We start from the raw sequence: 23,956 nt of genomic DNA on the forward strand, positions 1-23,956 counted from the left end.
CGCTGGTGCGCCAGACCCATCCCAACATCCACGAGGGCGCCCGGCTGCGGCAGAACCCGGACTACCGGGACCCCCGGGACTTCGTCGCCGATGTCGACAGCCGGCCGCTGCCGCCCTCCCCGAGCTCCGCCGCCCCGATGGAGATCCGGCCCGCCGACCTGCACGCGGTGCGGGCCTTCTTCGCCGGGCAGGCGAAGCACTGCGGGGTGGCGGGGGACGCGCTGTACAACCTCCTCGTCGCCGTGACCGAGGCGGCCACCAACGCCATCCGCCACGGACAGGCACCGGTGACCCTGCGTGTCTGGCCCGACAACGGCCTCGTCTGCGAGATCACCGACTCCGGCCACTGGCAGCCCGAGGAGTTCCTCAGCTGGGTGCCGCCGGAGTCCGCCCTGAAGTCGGGGTTCGGGATCTGGGGGGTCGGCATGCTCTGCGACACCGTGCAGGTGCGGACCGGGCCCAAGGGCACCGCCGTACGCCTGCGGACCTGCAGGAAGTGATACGGCACGCCACCAGGGGCGACCGCGCCCCTGGTGCGCGGCCGCACATGACCCCCTGAGGAAGCACGACGCCTCCGGGGGCCCCGGCGCCGGCGGGGCCCGGGCGGGCCGGCGCCGGTGGCCCGGTTCGGCCGGGGACCGGCGCGAACAACCGGGTCCGGGCATGGCACGCTTGGGTCATGGCCGTGCAGATCAACCCCAGCATCCTGTCCGCCGACTTCGCACGTCTCGCCGAGGAGGCGCAGGCGGTCGAAGGGGCCGACTGGCTCCACGTCGACGTGATGGACAACCACTTCGTTCCGAACCTGACGCTCGGCGTTCCGGTCGTGGAGTCGCTGGCCCGGGCGACGGACACCCCGCTGGACTGCCATCTGATGATCGAGCAGGCCGATCGGTGGGCGCCGCAGTACGTCGAAGCGGGCGCTTCCTCCGTGACCTTCCACGTGGAGGCGGCCGCCGCCCCCGTCCGGCTGGCCCGCGAGATCCGCGCCAAGGGCGCCCGGGCCTCGATGGCCCTCAAGCCCGCCACCCCCATCGAGCCGTACGAGGACCTGCTCCCCGAGCTCGACATGATCCTGATCATGACGGTGGAGCCGGGGTTCGGCGGGCAGGCGTTCCTCGACATCATGCTGTCCAAGATCCGCCGCACCCGGGAGCTGATCGGCAAGCACGGCCTGGAGCTGTGGCTCCAGGTCGACGGCGGGGTGTCGGCCTCCACGATCGAGCGGTGCGCGGACGCCGGCGCCGACGTCTTCGTGGCCGGCTCGGCGGTCTACGGGGCGGGGGACCCGGCCGAGGCGGTACGTGCACTGCGCACCCAGGCGGAGGCGGCCACCGCGAAGGCGTCCTGGGCGTGCGGCCACTGAACAACGGGTACGTGAACGGCTCCCATCAGGGCTGATCAAGCGCGCCGGATCTGCAAGGATGAACGGCGAGTCCAGAGTGTGAACAGCAGTGAGGAGAGCACCGTGTCGGGTATGTCAGCGGGCCGGTCGGCAGTGCGGATGGGACCCGCTGAGCTGGTGCAGGCGGCGGCCATGGCCCGCCGTTTCTACCTCGAGGGCAAGTCCAAGATCCAGATCGCCGAGGAGTTCGGCGTCAGCCGCTTCAAGGTGGCCCGGGTCCTGGAGACCGCTCTCGAACGGGATCTCGTACGCATCGAGATCCGGGTGCCGGCCGAGCTGGACGCCGAGCGCTCCGACGCGCTCCGCGCCCGCTACGGCCTCAGGCACGCCGTCGTCGTCGAGTCCCCGGCCGACGCGGAGGAGACGCCCGACCCGGAGAACCTCGGAGAGGTGGCTGCCGACCTGCTCGGCGAACTCGTCAACGAGGGGGACGTCCTCGGCCTGGCCTGGGGCCGGTCCACCATCCACATGGCGGTGGCCCTGAACCGGCTGCCGCCGTGCACGGTGGTGCAGCTGACGGGCGTGTACGACGCCGGGACCTCCGAGCGCGGCTCGGTGGAGGCCGTGCGCCGCGCCGCCCAGGTCTCGGGCGGCGACGCCCACCCCATCTACGCGCCGATGCTCCTGCCGGACGCGGCCACCGCGGCCGCGCTGCGCAACCAGACCGGGATCGCCCGCGCGTTCGAGTACTTCGACAAGGTCACCGTCGCCTGCGTGTCCATCGGCTCCTGGGAGCCGGGCATCTCCACGGTGCACGACATGCTCAGCGACGAGGAGCGCGCCCACTACGCCTCGCTCGGCGTCGCCGCCGAGATGGCCGCGCACCTCTTCGACGCCGAGGGCCGCCGGGTCGGACGGGACCTGGGGGAGCGGTGCATCACGGTCAAGGCAGACCAGCTGCGCCGTATCCCCGAGGTCGTCGCGATCGCGGGCGGGCAGCGCAAGGCGGCGGCGATCGACGCGGTGCTGCGCTCGGGCCTGGTCACCAGCCTGGTGACGGACACCTCGGCCGCGGACTACCTGATGACGGCGGGGCCCACCCCGAGGCCCGCGCTCAACCGGGCGGACCCGGACGGGGCCTGACGAGTGCGCGCGGGACGGCCGTGGGAGCATCGGCGGCATGCTTCTGCGGTTCGTCCCCCGTGTGCTCGCGGGGCTCCTCGTCGCCCTCGCCGTCCTCCTGACCGGCTGCTCGCCCTCCGGGACGACGGCCTCCGGTCCCTCCGGCCCGTCGTGGGCCCACGGCATGGCCGCCGTCAGCGCGTCCCGGCTGCCGGCCGAGGCCCGGCACACCCTGGACCTCATCGACCGGGGCGGCCCGTTCCCGTACCGGCAGGACGGCACCGTCTTCGGGAACTTCGAGAAACGGCTGCCCGAGGAGTCACGCGGCTACTACCACGAGTACACGGTGAAGACACCGGGTGCGCGCGACCGCGGGGCCCGGCGCATCGTCACCGGGCAGGACGGCGAGACGTACTACACCGACGACCACTACAACTCGTTCAGGGCGGTGCTGAGATGACCGACGGCCACGCGGACCGGCACACGGTCACGCTGGACCTCGACGGTGTGACCGACAAGGCGGGCCTGATGGACCGGAGCGCGGTCGCGCTGGGCCTGCCCGACTGGTTCGGCCGCAACTGGGACGCGCTCGCCGACAGCCTCGCCGACCCCGCGGTGTGGCCCCGGGACGCCGCGGGCACGGGACTGCTGCTCGTCGTACGGGGCTGGCAGGCCTACGCGCTCGCACGGCCCGAGGAGTGGCGGACCGCCCGTGAGGTGTTCGCCGAGGCCGAGGAGCGCACGCCGGAGCTCTCCGTGCTGATCGAACCCGTGGCGCCCTGACCCCGTCCTGTGGCTTCCTCCGAAACCGGCGCCGGCCGACCTGGAGGATTCGACCGGGGAATCCCTTTCGGGCGTCATGGGACAATGAAGTACGTGCTCTTCCCCCGGCTGACCTGTCCGGGGGCCGCCTTTGAGATCGACTGGGATGTGCAGCACGTGCGTTTCCTCAACGACATCCAGCCCGCCTACGACCTGACGTACGACGACGTCTTCATGGTGCCGAGCCGCAGCGCGGTCGGCTCCCGTCAGGGCGTGGACCTCAGCTCCCCGGACGGCACGGGCACCACCATCCCGCTCGTCGTCGCCAACATGACCGCGATCGCCGGCCGCCGCATGGCCGAGACCGTGGCCCGCCGCGGCGGACTGGTGGTCATCCCGCAGGACATCCCGATCGACGTCGTCACCGACGTGATCTCCTGGGTCAAGAGCCGCCACCTGGTCCTGGACACCCCGATCGTGCTGGCCCCGCACCAGACGGTCGCCGACGCCCTCGCCCTGCTGCCCAAGCGCGCGCACAACGCCGGTGTGGTCGTCGACGAGCAGCACCGGCCCGTCGGCGTGGTCACCGACCGGGACCTGACCGGCGTCGACCGCTTCACCCAGCTCGAAGTGGTGATGAGCAAGGACCTGCTGCTGCTCGACGCGGACATCGACCCGCGCGAGGCCTTCAACACCCTGGACGCGGCCAACCGGCGCTACGCCCCGGCCGTCGACAAGGACGGCAGGCTGGCGGGCATCCTCACCCGCAAGGGGGCCCTGCGCGCCACCCTCTACACCCCGGCCACCGACGCGAACGGCAAGCTGCGCATCGCCGCCGCCGTGGGCATCAACGGCGACGTGGCCGGCAAGGCCGGGCAGCTGCTCGACGCGGGCGTCGACACCCTCGTCATCGACACCGCGCACGGCCACCAGGAGTCGATGATCAGCGCCGTCAAGCTGGTCCGCGACCTCGACCCGCGGGTGCCGGTCGTGGCCGGCAACGTCGTCTCCGCCGAGGGCGTCAGGGACCTCATCGACGCGGGCGCGGACATCGTCAAGGTCGGTGTGGGACCGGGCGCCATGTGCACCACCCGCATGGCGACCGGCGTCGGCCGCCCGCAGTTCTCCGCCGTCCTGGAATGCGCGGCCGAGGCGAGGAAGTACGGCAAGCACGTGTGGGCCGACGGCGGTGTCCGCCACCCGCGCGACGTGGCGATGGCGCTCGCGGCCGGCGCGTCCAACGTGATGGTCGGCTCCTGGTTCGCCGGCACCTACGAGTCGCCCGGCGACCTCCAGCACGACGCGAACGGCCGCCCCTACAAGGAGTCGTTCGGCATGGCCTCCGCGCGCGCGGTGCGCAACCGCACCTCGGAGGAGTCGGCGTACGACCGGGCCCGCAAGGCGCTGTTCGAGGAGGGCATCTCCACCTCCCGCATGTTCCTCGACCCGGCCCGCCCGGGCGTCGAGGACCTGATCGACTCGATCATCGCGGGCGTCCGCTCCTCGTGCACCTACGCCGGCGCCGGCACCCTGGAGGAGTTCGCCGACAAGGCCATCGTCGGCGTCCAGAGCGCGGCCGGCTACGCCGAGGGCAAGCCGCTGCACGCCAGCTGGAACTGAGCCGCCGCAGGTCCCCGCGTACGGCCCCGCTCTCCCGATGACGGGAGAGCGGGGCCGTACGCGTCCGGGCGGCTCCGTGGCGCATCCCACGGCTGTCTCACTCAACGGTCACACCGTCCACGCAACGAACACCCGGCCCGGCCGCGAGGAACGCAAGGATCTTGCCCGGATGCGCAAGGTCGCTGCATTACGTCCGCGAACCACGCCTCATAGGGTTCTGCGCAGTGAACGGCGTGGTGAGGACCCCGCTCGGTGGGTCACCACGGGACGGGACACCACCGGTCCCGCCACCTGTGACCCGCAGCGACAAGGAGCCGCGCGTGCTCGACCAAGGCACACCCCCGCAGAACAGCAGAACCGCCGTCCCTCTGTCCGCGAGCGCCCGCCTGATGCGTCGCAAGCCCGTGGAACGCCTGGTCGCGGAGGGCGGCCAGGGCGAGGGCGGGGAACTGCGGCGGTCCCTGGGGCTGTGGCAGCTCACCATGATCAGCATCGGTGCCACCCTGGGCACCGGCATCTTCGTGGTCCTCGGCGAGGCCGTGCCCAAGGCCGGTCCGGCCGTCACCCTCTCCTTCGTGATCGCCGGCCTGACGGCGCTCTTCTCGGCCCTGTCGTACGCCGAGCTGGCCGGCACCATCCCGGTCTCCGGGTCCTCCTACTCGTACGCATACGCAACGATGGGTGAGCTGATCGCCTGGGTGTGCGGCTGGTGCCTCGTCCTGGAGTACGGCGTGTCGGTGGCCGCCGTCGCCGTCGGCTGGGGCGAGTACCTCAACGAGCTGCTCCGGGGGACCATCGGCGTCACCATCCCGGCCGTGCTGTCGGCGCCGCCCGGCGACGGAGGCGTCTTCAACCTGCCGGCGCTCGTCGTCGTCCTGCTCGCGATGGCGTTCCTGCTGGGCGGCGCCAGGGAGTCCGCGCGCGCCAACACCGTCATGGTCGTCGTGAAGATCGCCGCGCTGGTGCTGTTCTGCGTCATCGGCGTCCAGGGCTTCCGCTCCGGCAACTACGAGAACTTCATGCCGCTCGGCATGGCCGGGGTCAGCGCGGCCGGCGCGACGCTGTTCTTCTCGTACATCGGCTTCGACGCCGCCTCCACGGCCGGCGAGGAGGCCAGGAACGCCCAGCGCGACCTGCCCCGCGCGATCATGCTGTCGCTGGTCGTCGTCACCGTGCTGTACGTCCTGGTCGCGGCCGTCGCCGTGGGCGCCAGGCCCTGGCAGCGGTTCACCGACTCCGAGGCGGCGCTCGCCCAGATCATGCGCGAGGTCACCGGGCAGACCTTCTGGGGCACCCTGCTCGCGTTCTGCGCGGTCGTCGCCATCGCCGGCGTGGTCCTGACCGTGCTGTACGGCCAGACCCGCATCCTGTTCGCGATGTCCCGCGACGGCCTGGTGCCGAGGACGTTCTCCCGGATCCACCCGAGGACCGGCACACCCCGCAACAACACGGTGATCGTCGCCCTGTTCTGCGGCATCCTGGCCGCCGCCGTCCCGCTGGGCCGGCTCGCCGACGCCACCAGCATCGGCACCCTGTTCGCCTTCGCGCTGGTCAACGTGGCCGTCGTGGTGCTGCGCCGGACCCGCCCGACCATGCACCGCGCCTTCCGGGTGCCGCTGGCGCCGGTACTGCCCGCGCTGGGCTTCGGCTTCTGCGTGTGGATGATGGGCAGCCTGTCCGCCGCCACCTGGGTGGTCTTCGGGATCTGGATGGCCTTCGGGCTCGTGTTCTACTTCCTGTACGGCTTTCGCCGTTCCCGTCTCGCGGCTCCACAGAGCCTCGCGACGGCAGAGAACCGACCCGGCCCGAAGAAGTGACCGACATCCCGTGCTGAACGATCTCGACGAACGCATCGTGCACGCCCTCGCCGAGGACGCCCGCCGCTCCTACGCGGACATCGGGCAGCTGGTCGGCCTGTCCGCGCCCGCCGTCAAGCGGCGCGTGGACCGGCTGAGGGCGACCGGGGCCATCACCGGTTTCACCGTCCGGGTCGACCCGGCGGCGCTCGGCTGGGAGACGGAGGGGTTCGTGGAGATCTACTGCCGCGGCAACACCTCCCCGGAGACCATCCAGCGCGGCCTGGAGCGCTACCAGGAGGTCGTGTCCGCCTCCACCGTCACCGGGGAGGCGGACGCGATCGCCCAGGTCTTCGCCGCCGACATGCGGCACTTCGAGCGGGTCCTGGAGCGGATCGCCGGCGAACCGTTCGTCGAACGGACCAAGTCCGTCCTGGTCCTCTCCCCGCTGCTGCGCCGCTTCTCCTCGGGCGCGCCCAGCTGATCCGTCTCACACCTGACCGGCCTCACCCCGCCGTCGAGCGGCGGGCGATCGCCGACAGCAGCCGCCGCATTCCGATCGCGTGCCCGCCCGTGCCGATCACCAGCCGCCGGTAGAGACCGCCGGCCCGGCCGGCTCCAGACGGAAGATCAGGGCGTACGACGAGAAGCGGTGCCGTCCGGTGAGCACCAGCTCCCGCCCCGGAACCGCCGCGACCACCCGGAAGCCGGGCACCGTCGAGCCCTCGGCCGGCGGTCGCGACCCCGACACCGTGACATCGGCGCAGCCCACCAGGCGGGCGTAACCGGCCGCGCCGGCGCCCGCGAAGGTGTGGTCCAGAACCTCCCCGATCCCGCGCCAGACGGCGTCGGCGCCCGCCGCGACGACGGTCGTGTGCTCGTCCACGTGAGGCAGCGCGGCGGCTGCGGCGAACTCCATGGCGACCTCCCGACGGCCGTCCGGCGCATGGCCATCGTCTCGCGGACGGACACGCTCCGTACAGGAGTTACTCAGGGTAATGATTGCGGCCCCGACGCGTGATCGCGTAGGGTCGCCGACACTCGACTACCTGGCGGTACCACCTGGTGGCGGCGCCGCTCGCGGACACCGCCTGCCGTGCGACCGTCCCGTCGCCCTGGGGAGACCATGCGCTGGCCCATCGGCCGTCCCACCACGGTCCGCGCCCGGATCGTGGCGCTCGCGCTCGCTCCGGTGGTCGCGCTGATGACGCTGTGGAGCTTCGCCATGGTGTCGGTCACCGGCGACCTGCGCGCGCTGATCCGGCTCCAAGGCGTGTACGTGGACTTCGCCACCCCCGTGGACACGGCGATCGGGCAGATTCAGATCGAACGACGGCTCGCCGCCTCCTACTTGGGCGGCAGCCCGCGCACGGGGGCCGCCGTCGACCTGCTCCGGCAGCAGCGGCGCACCGACCGGGCCGTGACGGCGATGCGCGACACGATCCGCGACGGCGACCGCGGCAGGCTCACCGCCCGGCAGCAGCAGGTCCTCGACAGCGTGCTGACCGCCACCGACAGGCTGGAGGGCCTGCGCGAACGCGTACTGGCCCGGCGCCTGACCTGGGACCGGGCGGTGACCGAGTACGGCACCCTGGTCGAGCCCGGCTTCTCGGTCCAGTCCTCGCTCACCGCCCTGCAGGCCGGACAGCTCGCGCGGGAGGCCCAGGTCGTCGTCGAACTGGTGCGGGTCAGGGAGTTCGTCTCCCGCGAGGACGCGCTCGTCGCCGGGGCGCGGGCCGCCGGCACCCTGACCGACGCGCAGTACGGCATGCTCACCGCCACCATCGAGGACCGCCGGGTCTTCGAGCGGACGTATGTGCCCGCGCTGCCCGGCGACTCACGGACCCTGTTCGAGAAATTCCAGCGCGGGGAGGTGCACCAGGCACTCACCCGGGGCGAGGACGCCCTGCTGCGGGCCGGAGCGTCGGGCGCGGGCCGGGCCGTCGCGGCCGACTCCTGGCGCACCACCACCGACCGGGCCGTCAAGCGCTACATGGAGCTGTGCACCAAGTCGGCCGAGAACGCCGCCGCGCGCGGGCGCGCGTTCGCCTACCAGGAGTTGACCAGAGCCACCGTGGTCGGCGTGCTCGGACTCGCCGCCGTAGGACTGTCGCTGTGGTTCGCGGTGCGGGGCGCCCGGCGGATCTCGCGCCGCCTGGAGACGCTGCGGGACGCCGCCGACCTGCTGACCACCAGCCAACTGCCCGACGTGATGGCCCGGCTGAGCGCGGGCGAGGAGGTGGACGCGGCCGCCGAGGCACCGCCGCTCGCCGCCGTCGAATCACGGCCCGACGAGATCGGCCAGGTCGCCCGCTCCTTCAACGCCGCCCGGCTCGCCGCCGTCGAGGCCGCCGTCAAACAGGCCGGCCTGCGCCGCGGCCTGTTCGCCGTGTTGCTCAACATCGCGCGCCGCAACCAGGCGCTGGTGCACCGCCAGCTCAAACTCGTCGACACCCTGGAGCGGCGCACCGACGACCCGGACGTCCTCGAGGAGCTGTTCCGGATCGACCACCTGACCACCCGTATGCGGCGCCACGCGGAGAGCCTGATCATCCTCTCCGGTGCCGTCCCCGGCCGCAGATGGCGCCGGCCCGTGCCGGTCGCCGACGTGGTGTCCTCCGCGGTGAGCGAGATCGAGGACTACGCGCGCGTGGAGGTCCCGCCGATGCCCCGGGTGGGCGTCACCGCGGACGCCGTCGCCGACGTCGTGCACCTGATCGCCGAACTCCTGGAGAACGCCACGGTGTTCTCGCCGCCGCACACCCGGGTCACCCTGCGCACCGGCCAGGCACCCGGCGGATTCGTGCTGGAGATCGACGACCGGGGCCTCGGCCTGGACGCCGACCAGCTTCAGGACGCCCACCTCACCCTCACCCGCCCCGACGACTTCGACCCCACCCGGCACGAACGGCTCGGCCTGTACGTCGTGGGCCGGCTCGCGGCCCGGCACGGCATCCAGGTCACCCTCACCCGGTCCCCGTACGGCGGTACGACGGCCGTGGTGCTCCTGCCGCAGACGGTGCTGGCGGACGTGGAGCCGGAGCCCGAACCGCCCGCGCGGGCGCAGCCCGTCGAGCACGCCCGTACGGCCCCGGTGCGGCCCCTGCCCTCCCGGAAGGCGGCGGCCGTGGCCGTGATCGAGGGGGGCGCACCCCGGCCGGACGGCCCCGCCGCCCCGGCCGCCCTGCCCACCCGCGTCCGCCAGAAGTCCCTCGCGCCCGAGCTGCGCACCGAGGCCCCCGCCGCGGACGAGCCCGCAGGCCGCGAGATCAGCGCCGAGGAGATGCGGGCCGTCTTCGGCGCCTTCCAGCGCGGGCTCGACCGCGGCCGCAGGGGCCTCCCCCGGGACACCGCCCCCAGACAGCACACCGAGGAAGGGACGGAAACCGACCATGCACCGTGACGAGAACCCGCAGGCCCCCGCCGAGGCTCCCCAGCAGCCCGGCACCGACCTCGGCTGGCTCCTCGACGACCTGGTGGCCAGGACCGACCACGTACGCCAGGCCGTCCTGCTGACCGCGGACGGCCTCCCGCTGAGCTGCTCGGAGGGCATGCGCCGGCGGGACATCGAACACCTCGCCGCGGTCTGCTCCGGCTTCCACGGCCTGGCCCGCTCGGCCGGGGAGCGGTTCGCGGCCGGCGAGGTGCGGCAGACCATGGTGATGCTCGACGACGCCTATCTCTTCGTCACCCCGGCCGGCAACGGCAGCCGCCTGGCCGTGCTCAGCGACGCGCAGACCGACGTCGGACAGCTGGCCCACGAGACGGCCCTGCTGGTACGTCGCGTCGGCCGCCACATGGACGCCGCCGCACGCCCGGCCGCGGACTCCGGCGAACCCTGATACGGCCGTGAGCGACGACCACTGGTACGAGGACGAGACCGGGGCCATGGTGCGCCCCTACACCGTCACGCGGGGCCGTACCCGCCCCTCGGACCGGCACGCCATCGACCTGATGTCCCAGGTCACCGCCGTGCACCCGGACGGAGGCGGGCCGGGTGTCGACCACGCGCGCGCGTGCCTGCTCGACCTCCTGCGTCACGGCCCCCGGCCCGTCGCGGAACTGGCCGCCGACGCCGACCTGCCGCTGACGGTGGTCCGTGTGCTGCTCGGCGACCTCGCCGAGGCCGGCCTCGTCCGCATCGACGCGCCCCGGCGAATCCTGCCGCACGACCCGTCGACCGACCCCGAGCTGCTCCGGGAGATCGTGGAACGCCTGCGGGAACTGTGACGTCGAAGGCACCGCGCAGGTCGCGCAACGAATCACCGCACATCCCCGATCGCACGCAATGATCCGCTCACCGGCGCGCAACGGCTCCGGCTTGTCCGCCCGAGCCCGCCGACCGTACGGTCTAGTCAACCCCCGAACCCCCCCCGTACCGGTGAGGATCGTCCATGCGTACCGCCCTGTTCCAGAGCTCCGGCCGGCCCGGCTCCGTCGCCGAGAACCTCAAGGTCCTCGACGCCGCCGCCGGCCGCGCCGCCGCCGCGGGCGCCGGGCTGCTGGCGACCCCGGAGATGTTCGTGACCGGGTACGCGATCGGCGACGACGTCGGCCGCCTGGCCGAACCCGCCGACGGCGACTGGGCGGACACCGTCGCGGAGACGGCCTCCCGGCACGGCCTGGCCATCGCCTACGGCTACCCCGAGCGGGACGGCGAGGCCGTCCACAACTCCGTCCAGCTGATCTCCGCCGACGGCACCCGCCTCGCCAACTACCGCAAGACCCATCTGTTCGGCGGCTTCGAGCGCGAGCAGTTCACCCCGGGCGAGCAGCCGGTCGTCCAGGCGGAGCTGGGCGGCCTGACCGTCGGTCTGATCATCTGCTACGACGTGGAGTTCCCGGAGAACGTGCGCGCCCACGCGCTGGCCGGCACCGACCTCCTTGTCGTCCCGACGGCGCTGATGCACCCGTTCCGGTTCGTCGCCGAGGCCCTCGTACCGGTGCGCGCCTTCGAGAGCCAGATGTACATCGCCTACGTCAACCGGGTCGGTCCCGAGGCCGAGTTCGAGTTCGCCGGACTCTCCACGCTCGCCGGTCCCGACGGGGTCGCCCGCGCCCGCGCCGGCCGGTCCGAGGAACTGGTCGTCGCCGACGCCGACCCCGCCCTCCTCGCCGCCTCCCGCGAGACCAACCCGTATCTGCAGAGCCGCCGCCCCGGCCTGTACGGGTCCCTCGTCTGACACCTCAGACCTCCCCTCCCCTCCCCTCACGTTCCACGTTCCGCGCAAGGAGTCCGTACCCCATGACGTCCACGGTGCCCAACGCCGTCGAGCACGCAGACGAGCAGCAGCCGCCGATCACCATGTTCGGCCCGGACTTCCCGTACGCGTACGACGACTTCCTCGCCCACCCGGCGGGCCTCGGCCAGATCCCCGCCACCGAGCACGGCACCGAGGTCGCGATCATCGGCGGCGGTCTGTCCGGCATCGTCGCCGCCTACGAGCTGATGAAGATGGGCCTCAGGCCCGTCGTCTACGAGGCCGACCGGATCGGCGGCCGGCTGCGCACCGTCGGCTTCGAGGGCTGCGACGAGTCGCTGACCGCCGAGATGGGCGCCATGCGCTTCCCGCCGTCCTCCACCGCCCTGCAGCACTACATCGACCTGGTGGGCCTCGAGACCCGGCCCTTCCCCAACCCACTGGCCGAGGCGACCCCGTCGACCGTCGTCGACCTCAAGGGCGAGACGCACTACGCCGAGACCATCGACGACCTGCCACAGGTCTACCGGGACGTGGCCGACGCCTGGAACACGTGCCTGGAGGAGGGCGCCGACTTCTCCGACATGAACCGCGCCATGCGCGAGCGGGACGTGCCGCGCATCCGTGAGATCTGGTCCCGGCTCGTCGAGAAGCTCGACGACCAGACCTTCTACGGGTTCCTGTGCGACTCCGAGGCCTTCAGGTCCTTCCGGCACCGGGAGATCTTCGGCCAGGTCGGCTTCGGCACCGGCGGCTGGGACACCGACTTCCCCAACTCCATCCTGGAGATCCTGCGCGTGGTCTACACCGAGGCCGACGACCACCACCGCGGCATCGTCGGCGGCACCCAGCAGCTGCCGCTCAGGCTCTGGGAGCGCGAGCCGGAGAAGATCGTGCACTGGCCGTACGGCACCTCGCTGAGGTCCCTGCACGTCGACGGCGAACCGCGCCCGGCCGTCACCCGGCTGCACCGCACCGCGGGCAACCGGATCACCGTGACGGACGCCGGCGGCGACATCCGCACCTACCGGGCGGCGATCTTCACCGCCCAGTCCTGGCTGCTGCTGTCCAAGGTCCAGTGCGACGACGAGCTCTTCCCGATCGACCACTGGACCGCGATCGAGCGCACCCACTACATGGAGTCCAGCAAGCTCTTCGTCCCCGTCGACCGGCCGTTCTGGCTGGACAAGGCCGTCGACGACAGGGGAAATCCGACCGGGCGGGACGTGATGTCGATGACGCTCACCGACCGCATGACCCGCGGCACCTACCTCCTCGACGACGGCCCGGACCGGCCCGCCGTGATCTGCCTGTCGTACACCTGGTGCGACGACAGCCTCAAGTGGCTGCCGCTGTCCGCCGACGAGCGGATGGAGGTGATGCTGAAGTCGCTGTCGGAGATCTATCCGAAGGTCGACATCAGGAAGCACATCATCGGCAACCCGGTGACCGTCTCCTGGGAGAACGAGCCCTGGTTCATGGGCGCGTTCAAGGCCAACCTGCCCGGCCACTACCGCTACCAGCGGCGCCTGTTCACCCACTTCATGCAGGACCGGCTGCCCGAGGACAAGCGGGGCGTCTTCCTGGCCGGCGACGACATCTCCTGGACGGCCGGCTGGGCCGAGGGCGCCGTCCATACCGCGCTGAACGCGGTCTGGGGCGTCATGCACCACCTCGGCGGCAGCACCGACCCGGCCAACCCCGGCCCGGGCGACGTCTACGACGAGATCGCGCCCGTCGAACTCCCGGAGGACTGACGGCTTTTCGGGCGGTCAGACCCCGGCCGCCCGTGCCTTCTCGTACACCTCCGCGGCGACGTCCTTGAGTTCCTCGGCGTCCCGCGCGGTGCCCTGCAGGTCGACCAGGATCTCCTCCAGGCCGATCGCCGCGTGCGCGACCAGGTCCTCGACGATCTGGTCGGCGTTGCCCTGGAAGGGACGGCGGCCGGCGCCGTCGTAGGCCTTGGCCGAGTACGCCGGGTTCACGCGCAGCACGGTCTGGATCGGCTGCTGCCGGCCCCGCTCGGCGGCCAGGTCCTGCAACGCGTGCCACTGGCTCGCGATCCGCTCCACGCCCATGCCCACCGGCAGCCAGCCGTCGGCGTGCTCCACGAGCCGCTCCCGCGCCCTGCGGGTGCTCGCGGCCAGCAGGATCGGGATCGGCTGTGCGGGCTTGGGACCGACCACGGCCGACCCGATCTTCGTGATCCGGCCGTCGTAGCGCACCGGGTCCGGGCCCCACACGGCCCGGCAGACGTCGATGATCTCGTCCAGCACCTGGCCGCGCTCCTTGATCGGCCGGAACCCCGAGGCCGCGTACTCGTCCAGGGACCAGCCCGTGCCGAAGCCGGCGACCACCCGGCCGCCGCTGGCCGCGTCCAGCGAGGCGAGGGCCTTGGCGAGCTGGAACGGCACGTGCAGCGGCGCGACCAGCACGCTGCTGCCCAGCCGGACCCGCTCGGTGGCCGCCGCGGCCAGGGTGAGCGTGACCAGCGGATCGGCCACGTGCCGGTAGGAGTCGGGCCAGGGCAGACCCTCCACGCCGTACAGCCCCTGGGTGGCGGGCTCCGGGAACAGGGCCCGCTCGTACACCCATGCGCTGTCGTAGCCGATGCGCTCCGCGGCGCGTGCCACGTCGGGCACGTCCCTGCCGAGGTGGTACTGCCGATTCTGCGGAAGGCCGAGTCCCAGACGGGTCGCCATGTCGGTGTGCTCCTTCGTGATCGTCAGTGCCCCCCGGGGCAACGTACAGTGATCACAAGGGAGTTCCGGGGAGGTCCCGCGGAGGATGTCCGGATCGGTCCGGCAGCGGGGTGAGCATCATCCGGCCGGCGAAGCCGACCACCGCGTCCAGCCGCTGGGCGAACTCCTCGGCCACATCGGGCAGTCGGCGCAGCGCCCACAGCGCCCGCGCCGCCGACCAGGCGGCCTCCCGCGCCCGCTCCAGGCTCCACGCGCCGAGCAGATGGGTGAGCGGGTCGGCGATCCGCAGCAGATCGGGCCCCGGCGTCAACTCCTCGCGGACCCGTTCCTCCAGCGTCAGGAGGAGGTCGCCCACGCGGTCGAACTCGCCCTCCACGTCGGCCGGTTCGCACCGCAGCGTACGGCAGGTGTCCACCACGGCGAGCGCCAGGTCGTGCCCGATGTGCGCGTTGATGCACGCCAGCGCGAACTGCGCGGGCCGTACGCCGGGATGGCGGCGCGACTCCAGCAGCGGCCGCCAGCAGGCCGGCGCCCGCCGCCCCTCGGCCGCCGCGTCCACGGCGGAGAGGTACCGTTCGGCGAAGCGTACGTCCAGCGTGGCGGTGGTGCCGCCGAACCGTCCGGCCGCCGGCCGCCGGCCGGCCGTCTCGGTGACGCCGAGGTAGACACGGTTGAAGACCGCGATCCCGTCGCGTTCGGGCAGCGCGGCGGCCAGGTCGCGCATCCGGGCGACGACCGCGTCCATGGTGACCGGACCACGGGTGAGTTGTGCCGATTGCCCCATGGGGGCAGCGTCCCAGGATTAGGCTGACCCGGGTGCCGACGGGCCCGACGCTTCCCCGGAACGGGGGAACGCGCCCGTCGCACGGAACGAGCAGAGGGGGGAGCGGTACCGTGTCAGGCTCGCGTGCCCGGCGCCTGGCCGCCCGCAGGGCCGAGCGCAGGCGCTCCGCCCTGGTCGCGGTCGCGGCCGTGGTGGTGGCGGCCGGGACGGCCACCGGGATGATGTCGGCGCTCGGCGGCGGGACCGAGGCGGACGCGGCCGGGTCCCGGCCGGCCGCCACGCCGAGCCTGGTGCCGCTGCCGGCCCCGTCCCCGTCCGCCACGGTGTCCGCCACCGCTTCGCCGTCTCCGTCCGCCTCGCCGAGTACGAGCGCGCGTCCGAGGCCGTCCCGCACCGGGACGGTCGCGAAGCGGCAGGCCCCCGCGGTCTCCTCCCGGCTCTACCGCCACCACGACTCCCAGGTGCTCGACTGGGTCCGCGCCCACCCCGGCGACCCGCGCACCCCGGCCATCGCCTCCCGCATCGCCGGCCACCCGGCCGCGGTGTGGTTCGCCGACCACTCGCCGTCGACGATCACCGCGCGGGTCCGCGCGGTCACCTCCGCCGCGGGCAGCAGGGTGCCGGTCCTCGTGCCGTACGCGATCCCGGACCGCGACTGCGGCGGCGCGTCCGAGGGCGGCGCGCCCGACCTGAAGGCCTACGACACCTGGATCGACGCCTTCGCGGCCGGGCTCGGCTCGGGCGAGGTCGTCGTCGTGCTGGAGCCGGACTCCGTCGCCCAGGCCGACTGCCTCTCCGAGGCCGGGCGGGCCGGCCGCTTCGCGTCGCTGGCCCGCGCGGGACGCGTCCTGAAGGCCGCGAACCCGCACGCGCGCGTGTACTACGACGCCGGGCACTCCCACTGGAACTCCGCCCAGCGGCAGGCGGCCCTGCTGAAACAGGCGGGCGCGGCCTTGCCCGCCTCCTCCGACGGCGTCTTCAGCAACGTGTCCAACTTCCACACCACCGCGGACGAGATCGCCTACGACCGTCGGGTCCTCGACGCCCTCGGCGGCCCCGCGAGCCTCGGCGCCGTGATCGACACCAGCCGCAACGGCAACGGCGCCCCGACCGACGGCGAGTGGTGCGACCCGCCCGGCCGCAGGATCGGCCGGGCGCCGACCCTGGCCACGGGCGAGGCGCGGATCGACGCCTATCTGTGGGTGAAGCTGCCGGGGGAGTCGGACGGCTGCAGGGGCGAGCCGGGGACGTTCACCCCTTCGTACGCCTACGACTTGGCGCGCTGAGTGTCATCGGTCTCCTCGCCGTACGACGACGTGCCCTCGTCCAGCAGCGGCTCCTGCTTCTTGAGATGGGCGGGCGCGAACGCGCGCAGCGTGTGGTAGCCGGTGATGACCACCAGGGTGCCGAGCGCGATGCCGCTGAGGGAGAAGGTGTCGGTGAACTTCATGGTGACGTTGCCGACGCCGATGATGATGCCCGCCGCGGCCGGCACCAGGTTCAGCGGGTTGCGCAGATCGACCTTGGCGTTGATCCAGATCTGTGCGCCGAGCAGCCCGATCATGCCGTACAGGATGACGGTGATGCCGCCGAGGACACCGCCCGGGATCGCGGCCACGATCGCGCCGAACTTGGGGCAGATGCCGAACAGCAGCGCGAAGCCGGCGGCGGCCCAGTACGCGGCGGTGGAGTAGACGCGGGTCGCGGCCATGACGCCGATGTTCTCGGAGTACGTGGTGTTGGGCGGGCCGCCCACGGCCGTCGACAGCATGGAGGCGGCGCCGTCCGCCGAGATCGCGGTGCCGAGCTTGTCGTCCAGCGGGTCGCCGGTCATCTCGCCGACCGCCTTCACGTGCCCGGCGTTCTCCGCGACCAGCGCGATGACGACCGGCAGCGCGACCAGGATCGCCGACCACTCGAACGACGGGCCGTGGAAGGACGGCAGCCCGATCCAGTCGGCCTTGCCGACGCCGGAGAGGTCCAGGCGCCAGTGGTCGGTGAGCCTGCCGCTCGCGTCCACCGAGTGGATCTTTCCGAGGACCCGGTCGAAGACCCAGGAGACGCCGTAGCCGAAGACCAGCCCGAGGAAGATCGCGATGCGGGACCAGAAACCGCGCAGGCAGACGACGGCCAGCCCCGTGAACAGCATCACCAGCAGGGCCGTCCACTGGTCCTGCGGCCAGTAGGTGGAGGCGGTCACCGGGGCCAGGTTGAAGCCGATCAGCATGACGACCGCGCCGGTGACGATCGGCGGCATCGCGGCGTGGATGATCCGTGCCCCGAAGCGCTGCACGGCGAGGCCCACCAGGAACAGCGCGACGCCGACGACGAAGACCGCGCCGGTCACGGTCGCGCTCGTGCCGCCCTGCGCCCGGATCACCGCGGCGACGCCCACGAACGACAGCGAGCAGCCCAGATAGCTGGGCACCCGGCCGCGGGTGGCCAGCAGGAAGATCACGGTCGCGACGCCCGACATCATGATCGCGAGGTTGGGGTCGAGGCCCATCAGCACGGGGGCGACGAAGGACGCGCCGAACATGGCCACGACGTGCTGGGCGCCGAGTCCTGCCGTGCGGGGCCAGGAGAGCCGTTCGTCGGGCCGGACCACCGCACCGGGGGCGGGTGTCCGGCCGTCACCGTGCAGCTTCCAGCGCACGCCGAGGTCCATGGTGGGTTTCGCTTTCTTGCTGTATGAAGACTGTCCGAACCATTGTCGGGGGTACCGGGGGGTCCTTCGTCCACACGTTCCCGGTCGTGATCGCGCGGACCCGGAGCCGGAAAGCCTCCGGAGCCGGAAGGTCAGGGCCGCGGATCGGAAACCGCCGCGCTCGCGGGGCTGACCTTCGGCCGGTTGCGGTCGCCCGCCCTGAGCACCCCGGCGAAGCCGGCGAGGCCGCAGGCCAGCAATGTGACCAGGGCGAAGGAGACCACGAGGCTGGTCGCCTGGGCCAGTCCGCCGATCGCGCTCGGCGCGATCAGCCCCGAGGTGTAGGTGATGGTCGCGACGCCGGCGATGGCCTGGCTGGGGTTCGGCCCGCTGCGGCCGGCCGCGGCGAAGCACAGAGGCACGACGACCGCGATGCCGAGGCCCATCAGCGCGAATCCGGTCATCGCCACCGCCGGATGGCTCCCCAGGACGATGAACAGGCCGCCGAGGACTGCCAGGACGCCGCTCGTCCGCACCGTGCGCACCGCGCCGAAGCGGTCCACCAGCCGGTCGCCCGCGATCCGGGCGACGGCCATGGTGAGCGTGAAGCCCGTGGTGCAGGCCGCCGCGAGACCGGCCGAGGTCTCCAGCCGGTCCCGCAGGTACACCGCCGACCAGTCCAGGCTCGCGCCCTCCGCGAACACCGCGCAGAACCCGACCGCGCCGATCAGGAGCGCCGACTTCGGCGGCAGCGCGAACCGCGGCGGCGGCTCCTCGTCCTCGGCGGGCTGCAGATCGAGGACCCAGGTGCAGGCGGCCACGCCCAGCACGGTCAGCACGGCGGCGGCCAGGGCGTGGTGCAGCCGGGCGTCCGAGCCGAGGTGCGCGGCGACCGTGCCGGCCGCCGAGCCGACCAGGGCGCCCGCGCTCCACATGCCGTGCAGGCCGGACATGATCGAGCGGTCGAGCCGGTTCTCGACCTCCACGCCGAGGGCGTTCATGGCGACGTCCGCCATGCCCGCCGTGGCGCCGTAGACGAACAGGCCGAGGCACAGGGTGAGGAGGTTCGGAGCCAGGGAGGGCAGGATCAGGGAGAGCGTCCACAGGGCGATCAGTCCGCGCAGCGCGTTGCGGGCGCCGAAACGGTGGCTGATGCCGCCCGCGAGCGGCATCGCGAGGGACGCGCCGAGCGCGGGGAACGCCAGCGCGAGCCCGAGCTGCCCGGGACTGACCGAGGCGTGGTCCTGGATCCACGGCACGCGGGTCGCGAACGAGCCGGTGACGGCGCCGTGCACGGCGAAGACGGCCGCGACGGCGTACCGGGCGCGCCGGACCTCGCGCCGCTGGTGGACCACTTCGCTCATCGTCCGGCCCCTCCCGGGCTGTGTGTCACCGCTCCCCTGGCGTGAAACACGCCGACGAAAACTATCAGGGAGCCTGCCTGATAGAAAGCGGAAATACGGCCGCCCGGCGGGCCCCGTCGATCTGGGAGGATTCCCGGCATGCCCGCATCCCCGAGCACCGCCCGGGCCATCAACGACCGGCTCGCCCTGCGGCTGCTGCAGCAGGAAGGACCGCTGACGGCAGGGCAGTTGAAGCAGCTCACCGGCCTGTCCCGACCGACGGTCGCCGATCTGGTCGAACGCCTGACGGCGTCCGGCCTGATCACCGTGGTGGGGGAGTCCGGGGAGCAGCGGCGCGGCCCGAACGCACGGCTGTACGGCATCGTCGCCGACCGTGCCCACCTCGCCGCCCTCGACGTGCGCACCGAGAGCGTCGCCGTGACCGTGTCCGACCTGTTGGGCCGGGAGCTGGCCGAGGCGTGCGCGCCGATCGGCGGGGACACCGGCACCGGGCCCGCGGTGGAGCAGGCGGTCACGCTGGTGGAGCGGGTGGCCAAGGAGGCGGGGGCGCAGCGGCTGCACACGGTCGGCATAGGCGCCCCGGGCCTGATCGATCCGGTCACGGGCGAGTTGCGGAACTCCACGGGCCTGCCCGAGTGGCACCGCCGACTGGTGGCCGCACTGCAGGAGCGGCTGCCGCACGCCCGCGTCATCGTCGAGAACGAGACCAACCTCGCCGCGCTGGCCGAGCAACGGAACGGAGCCGCCCTGGGCCGGGACACCTTCGTCCTCCTGTGGCTCGGCCACGGCACGGGCGCGGCCGTGGTCCTGGACGGCACCTTGCGCCGTGGCGCCTCCGGCGGTACGGGCGAGATCGGCTTCCTCCCCGTCCCGGGCACCGGCGCCCTCCCCGCCGCGACGGACTGCACCGGCGGCTTCCACTCCCTGGCCGGAGCGGCGGCGGTGGTGGAACTGGCGTGCGAGCACGGGCTGCCGTGCCCGGAGACGGGACGGGAGCCGGCCGCCGCGGAGCTGGTACGGCACGCAGTGGCGGCGTGCGCCTCTCCGGCGGATGCCTCTCCGGCGGACGTCTCCCTCGCGGACGCGGCGCGGGCCGCACGCTTCCTGGACGCCCTCGCCGACCGCGTCGCCCTCGGCGCCGCCTCCGTCGTGGCCCTCCTGGATCCCGGGTGCGTGGTCCTGGGCGGTGAGGTCGGGCAGGCAGGCGGCGACGTGCTCGCCGCGCGCGTGGCGGAGCGTGTCTCCCGGATGGCACCGCTCCCCACCGAGGTACGGTCGAGCACTCTCGGCGGCGGCGCCGTCCTGCGCGGAGCGCTCCTCACGGCCCGCGACCGAGCCCAGGACGAACTGTTCGCCCCTCCCGGTGCGCCCGCCCACCCGGCTCCGTCCGCCGGCGGATGACCGCCGTTCGCCACCGGACGGCGACACGGCGTACGGCGGTCCGCGCCGGCCGAGCACCCGCATCCGCGCCGCAACTCCCCGGCGGCTGCGACGCGTTCCGACCGCCGCAGCGCAACGCGCGTGTGTCACGGACCGGTTGACCTGTCTGGTCTAGTCCACTTAGTGTCTGACGTCCGTGCAGACCGGTCCGGCGGCGGTGACGACGGCCCTTGCCCGTCGCCGGACCTCCACACCCGCACGGCGGCCGGCCGTACGCTCTGTGAGCCACCCCACACTGTCCGCCCGCATGGACGCCGACCAGGCATGGCACACTGGGCCTGTACCAGTAGCAGCGCACTCCGGGGTCGGTGAAACTCCGAACCGGCGGTTAAAGTCCGCGACCCGGTCGCTTCCAGCGGCCGGTTGACCAGGTGAAATTCCTGGACCGACGGTTAAAGTCCGGATGGGAGGCAGTGCGCGGCGAGCGAGCACACGCGTGTGCGCGTCGCCGTATCTGGGCTCGCCCTCCCGGGCGGCCCCGTCCGGCGTCGCCCCGAGTGTCCTCGTTCGTGCAGTCTGTCGTCATCGACAGCCCCCGGAGTCCGTGCCCGAAGAGGCAGGAGGACCCGGGAAGTGTTCACCGGAATCGTCGAAGAGCTGGGCGAGGTCACCGCCGTCGAAAACCTCGGCGACGCCGCCCGCTTCCGGCTCCGCGGCCCCGTCGTGACCCAGGGCGCACGGCACGGCGACTCCATCGCCGTGAACGGGGTCTGTCTCACCGTCGTCGAGCACGAGGGCGACGAGTTCACCGCCGACGTCATGGCGGAGACCCTCAAGCGCTCCAGCCTCGGTGTCCTCACCGCCGGCTCCCGCGTCAACCTCGAACGCCCCACCGCGGTGGGCGCCCGCCTGGGCGGCCACATCGTGCAGGGACACGTCGACGGCACCGGCACGGTCCTTCAGCGCACGCCCTCCGAGCACTGGGAGATCGTGAAGATCTCGCTCCCGGCGGACCTGGCGCGCTATGTCGTCGAGAAGGGCTCCATCACCGTCGACGGCATCAGCCTCACCGTCGTCGAGGCCGGCGACGAGCACTTCACCGTCAGCCTCATCCCCACCACCCTCGCCCTGACCACCCTGGGCCTGAAGCAGCCCGGCGACCCGGTCAACCTCGAGGTGGACGTCGTCGCCAAGTACGTCGAGCGGCTGCTCGGCGACCGTGCCCGGGGAGCCGCCCGGTGAACTGGCTCAACTCCGAGGCCTTCACCGTCCTCGGCCAGCACATCAAGTGGTCGGACATGATCGGCAACGCCATCGGCCTGATCGCCCTGGCGTTCGGCTGGCGGCGCTCCATCTGGAGCTGGCCCACCCAGTTCCTCTCCGGCCTGATCCTCCTCGCCGCGTTCGCCACCGCCCACCTGTCCGGCAGCGCCGGCAAGCAGATGGTCGTCATGGTCGTCGCCGTCTACGGCTGGTGGCAGTGGAACCGCGGCAGGAGCCAGGCGGAGGACGGCCACATCGCCGTACGGTTCGCCACCTGGCGCGAGCGCGCCGTCCTGCTCGGCGCCGCCGCGATCGGCACCGTCGCCGTCTCCGGCCTGTTCCACGCCTACCCGTCGCTGTCCTGGGACCCCTGGCCCGACGCCTACATCTTCGTCGGCACGATCATCGCCATGTACGCGCAGGCGCGCGGCATGGTCGAGTTCTGGTTCGCCTGGCTCCTCGTCGACGCCGTCGGCGTCCCGCTCAACTTCGCCAACGGCTTCGCCTTCTCGGGCTTCGTCTACGTCATCTACGGCGCACTCGTCCTGTGGGGCATGCGCGACTGGTGGCTGCGCACCCGCAAGGACGCGCGGCCGGTCCTGGAAGGAGCCCCCGCATGACCGCCCGCCCGTCTCCCACCACCACCCCAACCGAGGCGCTTCGCGCCGCCCCTTCGATCCCACCCATCCTCTACAGCACCGACGACACCGAGGACTTCTCCCTCGACCCGGTCGAGCAGGCGATCGCCGACATAGCGGCCGGCCGGCCGGTCGTGGTCGTCGACGACGAGAACCGCGAGAACGAGGGCGACCTCGTCGTCGCCGCCGAGAAGGCGACCCCCGAGATCGTCGCCTTCATGATGAGCGAGTGCCGCGGCCTGATCTGCGCCCCCATGGAGGGCGAGGAGCTGGACCGGCTCGAGCTGCCGCAGATGGTGGAGGAGAACACCGAGTCGATGAAGACCGCGTTCACGGTCTCCGTCGACGCCTCCGCCGCCCACGGCGTGACCACCGGCATCTCCGCCTCCGACCGCGCCACCACCCTCCAGCTGCTGGCGAGCGGCACCGCCGAGCCCACCGACCTCGTCCGCCCCGGCCACGTCTTCCCGCTGCGCGCCCGCCCCGGCGGTGTGCTCGTCCGCGACGGCCACACCGAGGCCGCCGTCGACCTCGCCCGGCTCGCGGGGCTGCGCCCGGCCGGCGCGATCGTGGAGATCGCCGGCGAGGACGGCCGGATGCTCCGCCTGCCCGAGCTGATCGTCTTCGCCCGCAAGCACGGCCTGACGATCATCTCCATCGAGGACCTGATCGCCTACCGCCGCGGCAACGAGCCCACCGTCCGCCGCGAGGCCGAGGTCCGTCTGCCGACCGCGCACGGCGTCTTCACGGCGTACGGCTACCGCTCCACCGTCGACGGCGTCGAGCACGTCGCCCTCGTCCACGGCGAGATCGGCGACGGCGAGGACGTCCTGGTCCGCGTCCACTCCGAGTGCCTGACCGGTGACGTCTTCGGCTCCCAGCGCTGCGACTGCGGCCCCCAGCTGGACACCTCCCTGGAGCGCATCCAGGCCGAGAACAGGGGAGTGGTGGTCTACCTGCGCGGCCACGAGGGACGCGGCATCGGCCTGATGTCCAAGCTCCGCGCCTACGAGCTCCAGGAGCGCGGCCGGGACACCCTCGACGCCAACCTCGAACTCGGCCTGCCCGCCGACGCCCGCGACTACGGCGCCGGCGCGCAGATCCTGAAGGACCTCGGCGTCAGGAGCGTCCGCCTGATGACCAACAACCCCGACAAGACCGAGGCCCTGCTCCGCCACGGCCTGAAGGTCACCGGGCGGGAGCCGATGCCGGTCCAGGCCGGTGAGCACAACCTCCGCTACCTGCGCACCAAGCGGGACCGGATGGGCCACGACCTGCCCTGGCTGGACACCACCACCGTGTCCACCTGCGGCAATCAGTAAGCACGAAGAA

The 23,956-nt window shown here is 72.6% G+C and carries 23 protein-coding genes and 1 riboswitch; of the genes, 18 read left to right on the forward strand and 5 right to left on the reverse strand.

Annotated elements, in window-relative coordinates; genetic code table 11:
• Nucleotides 1-5 precede the first annotated feature (5 nt).
• From ACX25U_RS30115 to ACX25U_RS30150, 8 genes are all read left to right on the forward strand, one after another.
• On the forward strand, nt 6-500 hold the full coding sequence (locus tag ACX25U_RS30115) for an ATP-binding protein (RefSeq protein ID WP_454384643.1): 495 nt from the start codon (nt 6-8) through the stop codon (nt 498-500).
• Between the two features lie 179 nt (nt 501-679).
• The gene (gene rpe / locus ACX25U_RS30120; protein WP_454384644.1) at nt 680-1,366 is read left to right on the forward strand and encodes a ribulose-phosphate 3-epimerase; all 687 of its coding nucleotides are present in this window, start codon (nt 680-682) and stop codon (nt 1,364-1,366) included.
• Between the two features lie 78 nt (nt 1,367-1,444).
• Nucleotides 1,445-2,488 carry a sugar-binding transcriptional regulator gene (locus ACX25U_RS30125; RefSeq protein WP_454384645.1) on the forward strand — a complete coding sequence of 348 codons (1,044 nt, stop codon included), beginning with the start codon at nt 1,445-1,447 and terminating at the stop codon, nt 2,486-2,488.
• Nucleotides 2,489-2,525: 37 nt separating this feature from the next.
• Nucleotides 2,526-2,927, forward strand: coding sequence for a ribonuclease domain-containing protein (locus ACX25U_RS30130; protein WP_454384647.1), 402 nt, complete (start codon nt 2,526-2,528; stop codon nt 2,925-2,927).
• Nucleotides 2,924-3,250 (forward strand): barstar family protein, encoded by a 327-nt coding sequence (locus ACX25U_RS30135; protein WP_454384649.1) that lies wholly within the window; start codon nt 2,924-2,926, stop codon nt 3,248-3,250. The genes ACX25U_RS30130 and ACX25U_RS30135 overlap by 4 nt, the downstream gene beginning before the upstream one ends.
• A gap of 156 nt (nt 3,251-3,406) precedes the next feature.
• On the forward strand, nt 3,407-4,849 hold the full coding sequence (locus ACX25U_RS30140; protein ID WP_454394577.1) for a GuaB1 family IMP dehydrogenase-related protein: 1,443 nt from the start codon (nt 3,407-3,409) through the stop codon (nt 4,847-4,849).
• A 320-nt stretch (nt 4,850-5,169) separates the two neighbouring features.
• The gene (locus ACX25U_RS30145) at nt 5,170-6,666 is read left to right on the forward strand and encodes an amino acid permease (protein WP_454384651.1); all 1,497 of its coding nucleotides are present in this window, start codon (nt 5,170-5,172) and stop codon (nt 6,664-6,666) included.
• A 10-nt stretch (nt 6,667-6,676) separates the two neighbouring features.
• A complete protein-coding gene (locus ACX25U_RS30150) occupies nt 6,677-7,129 on the forward strand; it encodes an Lrp/AsnC family transcriptional regulator (RefSeq protein WP_388352022.1) in 453 nt (150 codons plus the stop codon).
• Between the two features lie 96 nt (nt 7,130-7,225).
• Here the strand turns inward: ACX25U_RS30150 and ACX25U_RS30155 are convergent, their stop codons facing one another.
• Entirely contained in the window at nt 7,226-7,564 is a 339-nt protein-coding gene (locus tag ACX25U_RS30155; RefSeq protein WP_454384653.1) for a hypothetical protein, read from the reverse strand.
• Between the two features lie 207 nt (nt 7,565-7,771).
• Here ACX25U_RS30155 and ACX25U_RS30160 point away from each other — a divergent pair, with 207 nt between their 5' ends.
• The 5 genes from ACX25U_RS30160 to ACX25U_RS30180 all read left to right on the forward strand — a co-directional run bounded on the left by ACX25U_RS30160 (nt 7,772) and on the right by ACX25U_RS30180 (nt 13,603).
• Nucleotides 7,772-10,048 (forward strand): nitrate- and nitrite sensing domain-containing protein, encoded by a 2,277-nt coding sequence (locus ACX25U_RS30160; RefSeq protein WP_454384655.1) that lies wholly within the window; start codon nt 7,772-7,774, stop codon nt 10,046-10,048.
• The gene (locus tag ACX25U_RS30165; RefSeq protein ID WP_454384657.1) at nt 10,038-10,487 is read left to right on the forward strand and encodes a roadblock/LC7 domain-containing protein; all 450 of its coding nucleotides are present in this window, start codon (nt 10,038-10,040) and stop codon (nt 10,485-10,487) included. Before ACX25U_RS30160 ends, ACX25U_RS30165 begins: the two co-directional genes overlap by 11 nt.
• Nucleotides 10,488-10,494: 7 nt before the next feature.
• Nucleotides 10,495-10,875: a DUF742 domain-containing protein gene (locus ACX25U_RS30170; protein WP_454384659.1), complete on the forward strand. Its 381-nt coding sequence runs from the start codon at nt 10,495-10,497 to the stop codon at nt 10,873-10,875.
• A 164-nt stretch (nt 10,876-11,039) separates the two neighbouring features.
• Entirely contained in the window at nt 11,040-11,828 is a 789-nt protein-coding gene (locus tag ACX25U_RS30175) for a carbon-nitrogen hydrolase family protein (protein WP_454384661.1), read from the forward strand.
• A gap of 62 nt (nt 11,829-11,890) precedes the next feature.
• Nucleotides 11,891-13,603 (forward strand): flavin monoamine oxidase family protein, encoded by a 1,713-nt coding sequence (locus ACX25U_RS30180; protein WP_454384663.1) that lies wholly within the window; start codon nt 11,891-11,893, stop codon nt 13,601-13,603.
• 15 nt (nt 13,604-13,618) lie between these two features.
• Here the strand turns inward: ACX25U_RS30180 and ACX25U_RS30185 are convergent, their stop codons facing one another.
• Both ACX25U_RS30185 and ACX25U_RS30190 read right to left on the reverse strand, forming a co-directional pair.
• A complete protein-coding gene (locus ACX25U_RS30185) occupies nt 13,619-14,548 on the reverse strand; it encodes an LLM class F420-dependent oxidoreductase (protein ID WP_454384665.1) in 930 nt (309 codons plus the stop codon).
• 52 nt (nt 14,549-14,600) lie between these two features.
• Entirely contained in the window at nt 14,601-15,293 is a 693-nt protein-coding gene (locus ACX25U_RS30190) for a DUF5995 family protein (RefSeq protein WP_454394579.1), read from the reverse strand.
• Nucleotides 15,294-15,502: 209 nt separating this feature from the next.
• Here ACX25U_RS30190 and ACX25U_RS30195 point away from each other — a divergent pair, with 209 nt between their 5' ends.
• On the forward strand, nt 15,503-16,618 hold the full coding sequence (locus ACX25U_RS30195) for a glycoside hydrolase family 6 protein (RefSeq protein WP_454394581.1): 1,116 nt from the start codon (nt 15,503-15,505) through the stop codon (nt 16,616-16,618).
• On the opposite strand, the gene ACX25U_RS30200 is transcribed toward ACX25U_RS30195, so the two are convergent.
• Together ACX25U_RS30200 and ACX25U_RS30205 are read right to left on the reverse strand one after the other, a co-directional pair.
• The gene (locus ACX25U_RS30200) at nt 16,600-18,000 is read right to left on the reverse strand and encodes a uracil-xanthine permease family protein (RefSeq protein WP_454384667.1); all 1,401 of its coding nucleotides are present in this window, start codon (nt 17,998-18,000) and stop codon (nt 16,600-16,602) included. The genes ACX25U_RS30195 and ACX25U_RS30200 overlap by 19 nt on opposite strands.
• 131 nt (nt 18,001-18,131) lie before the next feature.
• Nucleotides 18,132-19,343 (reverse strand): MFS transporter, encoded by a 1,212-nt coding sequence (locus ACX25U_RS30205; RefSeq protein WP_454384668.1) that lies wholly within the window; start codon nt 19,341-19,343, stop codon nt 18,132-18,134.
• Nucleotides 19,344-19,481: 138 nt separating this feature from the next.
• Here ACX25U_RS30205 and ACX25U_RS30210 point away from each other — a divergent pair, with 138 nt between their 5' ends.
• From ACX25U_RS30210 to ACX25U_RS30225, 4 genes are all read left to right on the forward strand, one after another.
• Nucleotides 19,482-20,744 (forward strand): ROK family transcriptional regulator, encoded by a 1,263-nt coding sequence (locus ACX25U_RS30210; RefSeq protein WP_454384670.1) that lies wholly within the window; start codon nt 19,482-19,484, stop codon nt 20,742-20,744.
• Between the two features lie 329 nt (nt 20,745-21,073).
• Nucleotides 21,074-21,204: riboswitch (FMN riboswitch) on the forward strand.
• A 152-nt stretch (nt 21,205-21,356) separates the two neighbouring features.
• Complete coding sequence (locus ACX25U_RS30215; RefSeq protein WP_454384672.1) at nt 21,357-21,965, forward strand: riboflavin synthase; 609 nt, start codon at nt 21,357-21,359, stop codon at nt 21,963-21,965.
• A complete protein-coding gene (locus ACX25U_RS30220; RefSeq protein ID WP_454384674.1) occupies nt 21,962-22,606 on the forward strand; it encodes a nicotinamide mononucleotide transporter family protein in 645 nt (214 codons plus the stop codon). The genes ACX25U_RS30215 and ACX25U_RS30220 overlap by 4 nt, the downstream gene beginning before the upstream one ends.
• Nucleotides 22,603-23,946 (forward strand): bifunctional 3,4-dihydroxy-2-butanone-4-phosphate synthase/GTP cyclohydrolase II, encoded by a 1,344-nt coding sequence (locus tag ACX25U_RS30225; protein WP_454384675.1) that lies wholly within the window; start codon nt 22,603-22,605, stop codon nt 23,944-23,946. Before ACX25U_RS30220 ends, ACX25U_RS30225 begins: the two co-directional genes overlap by 4 nt.
• The last annotated feature ends 10 nt before the right edge of the window (nt 23,947-23,956 follow it).

It is taken from the genome of Streptomyces sp. JNUCC 63 (assembly GCF_054366325.1).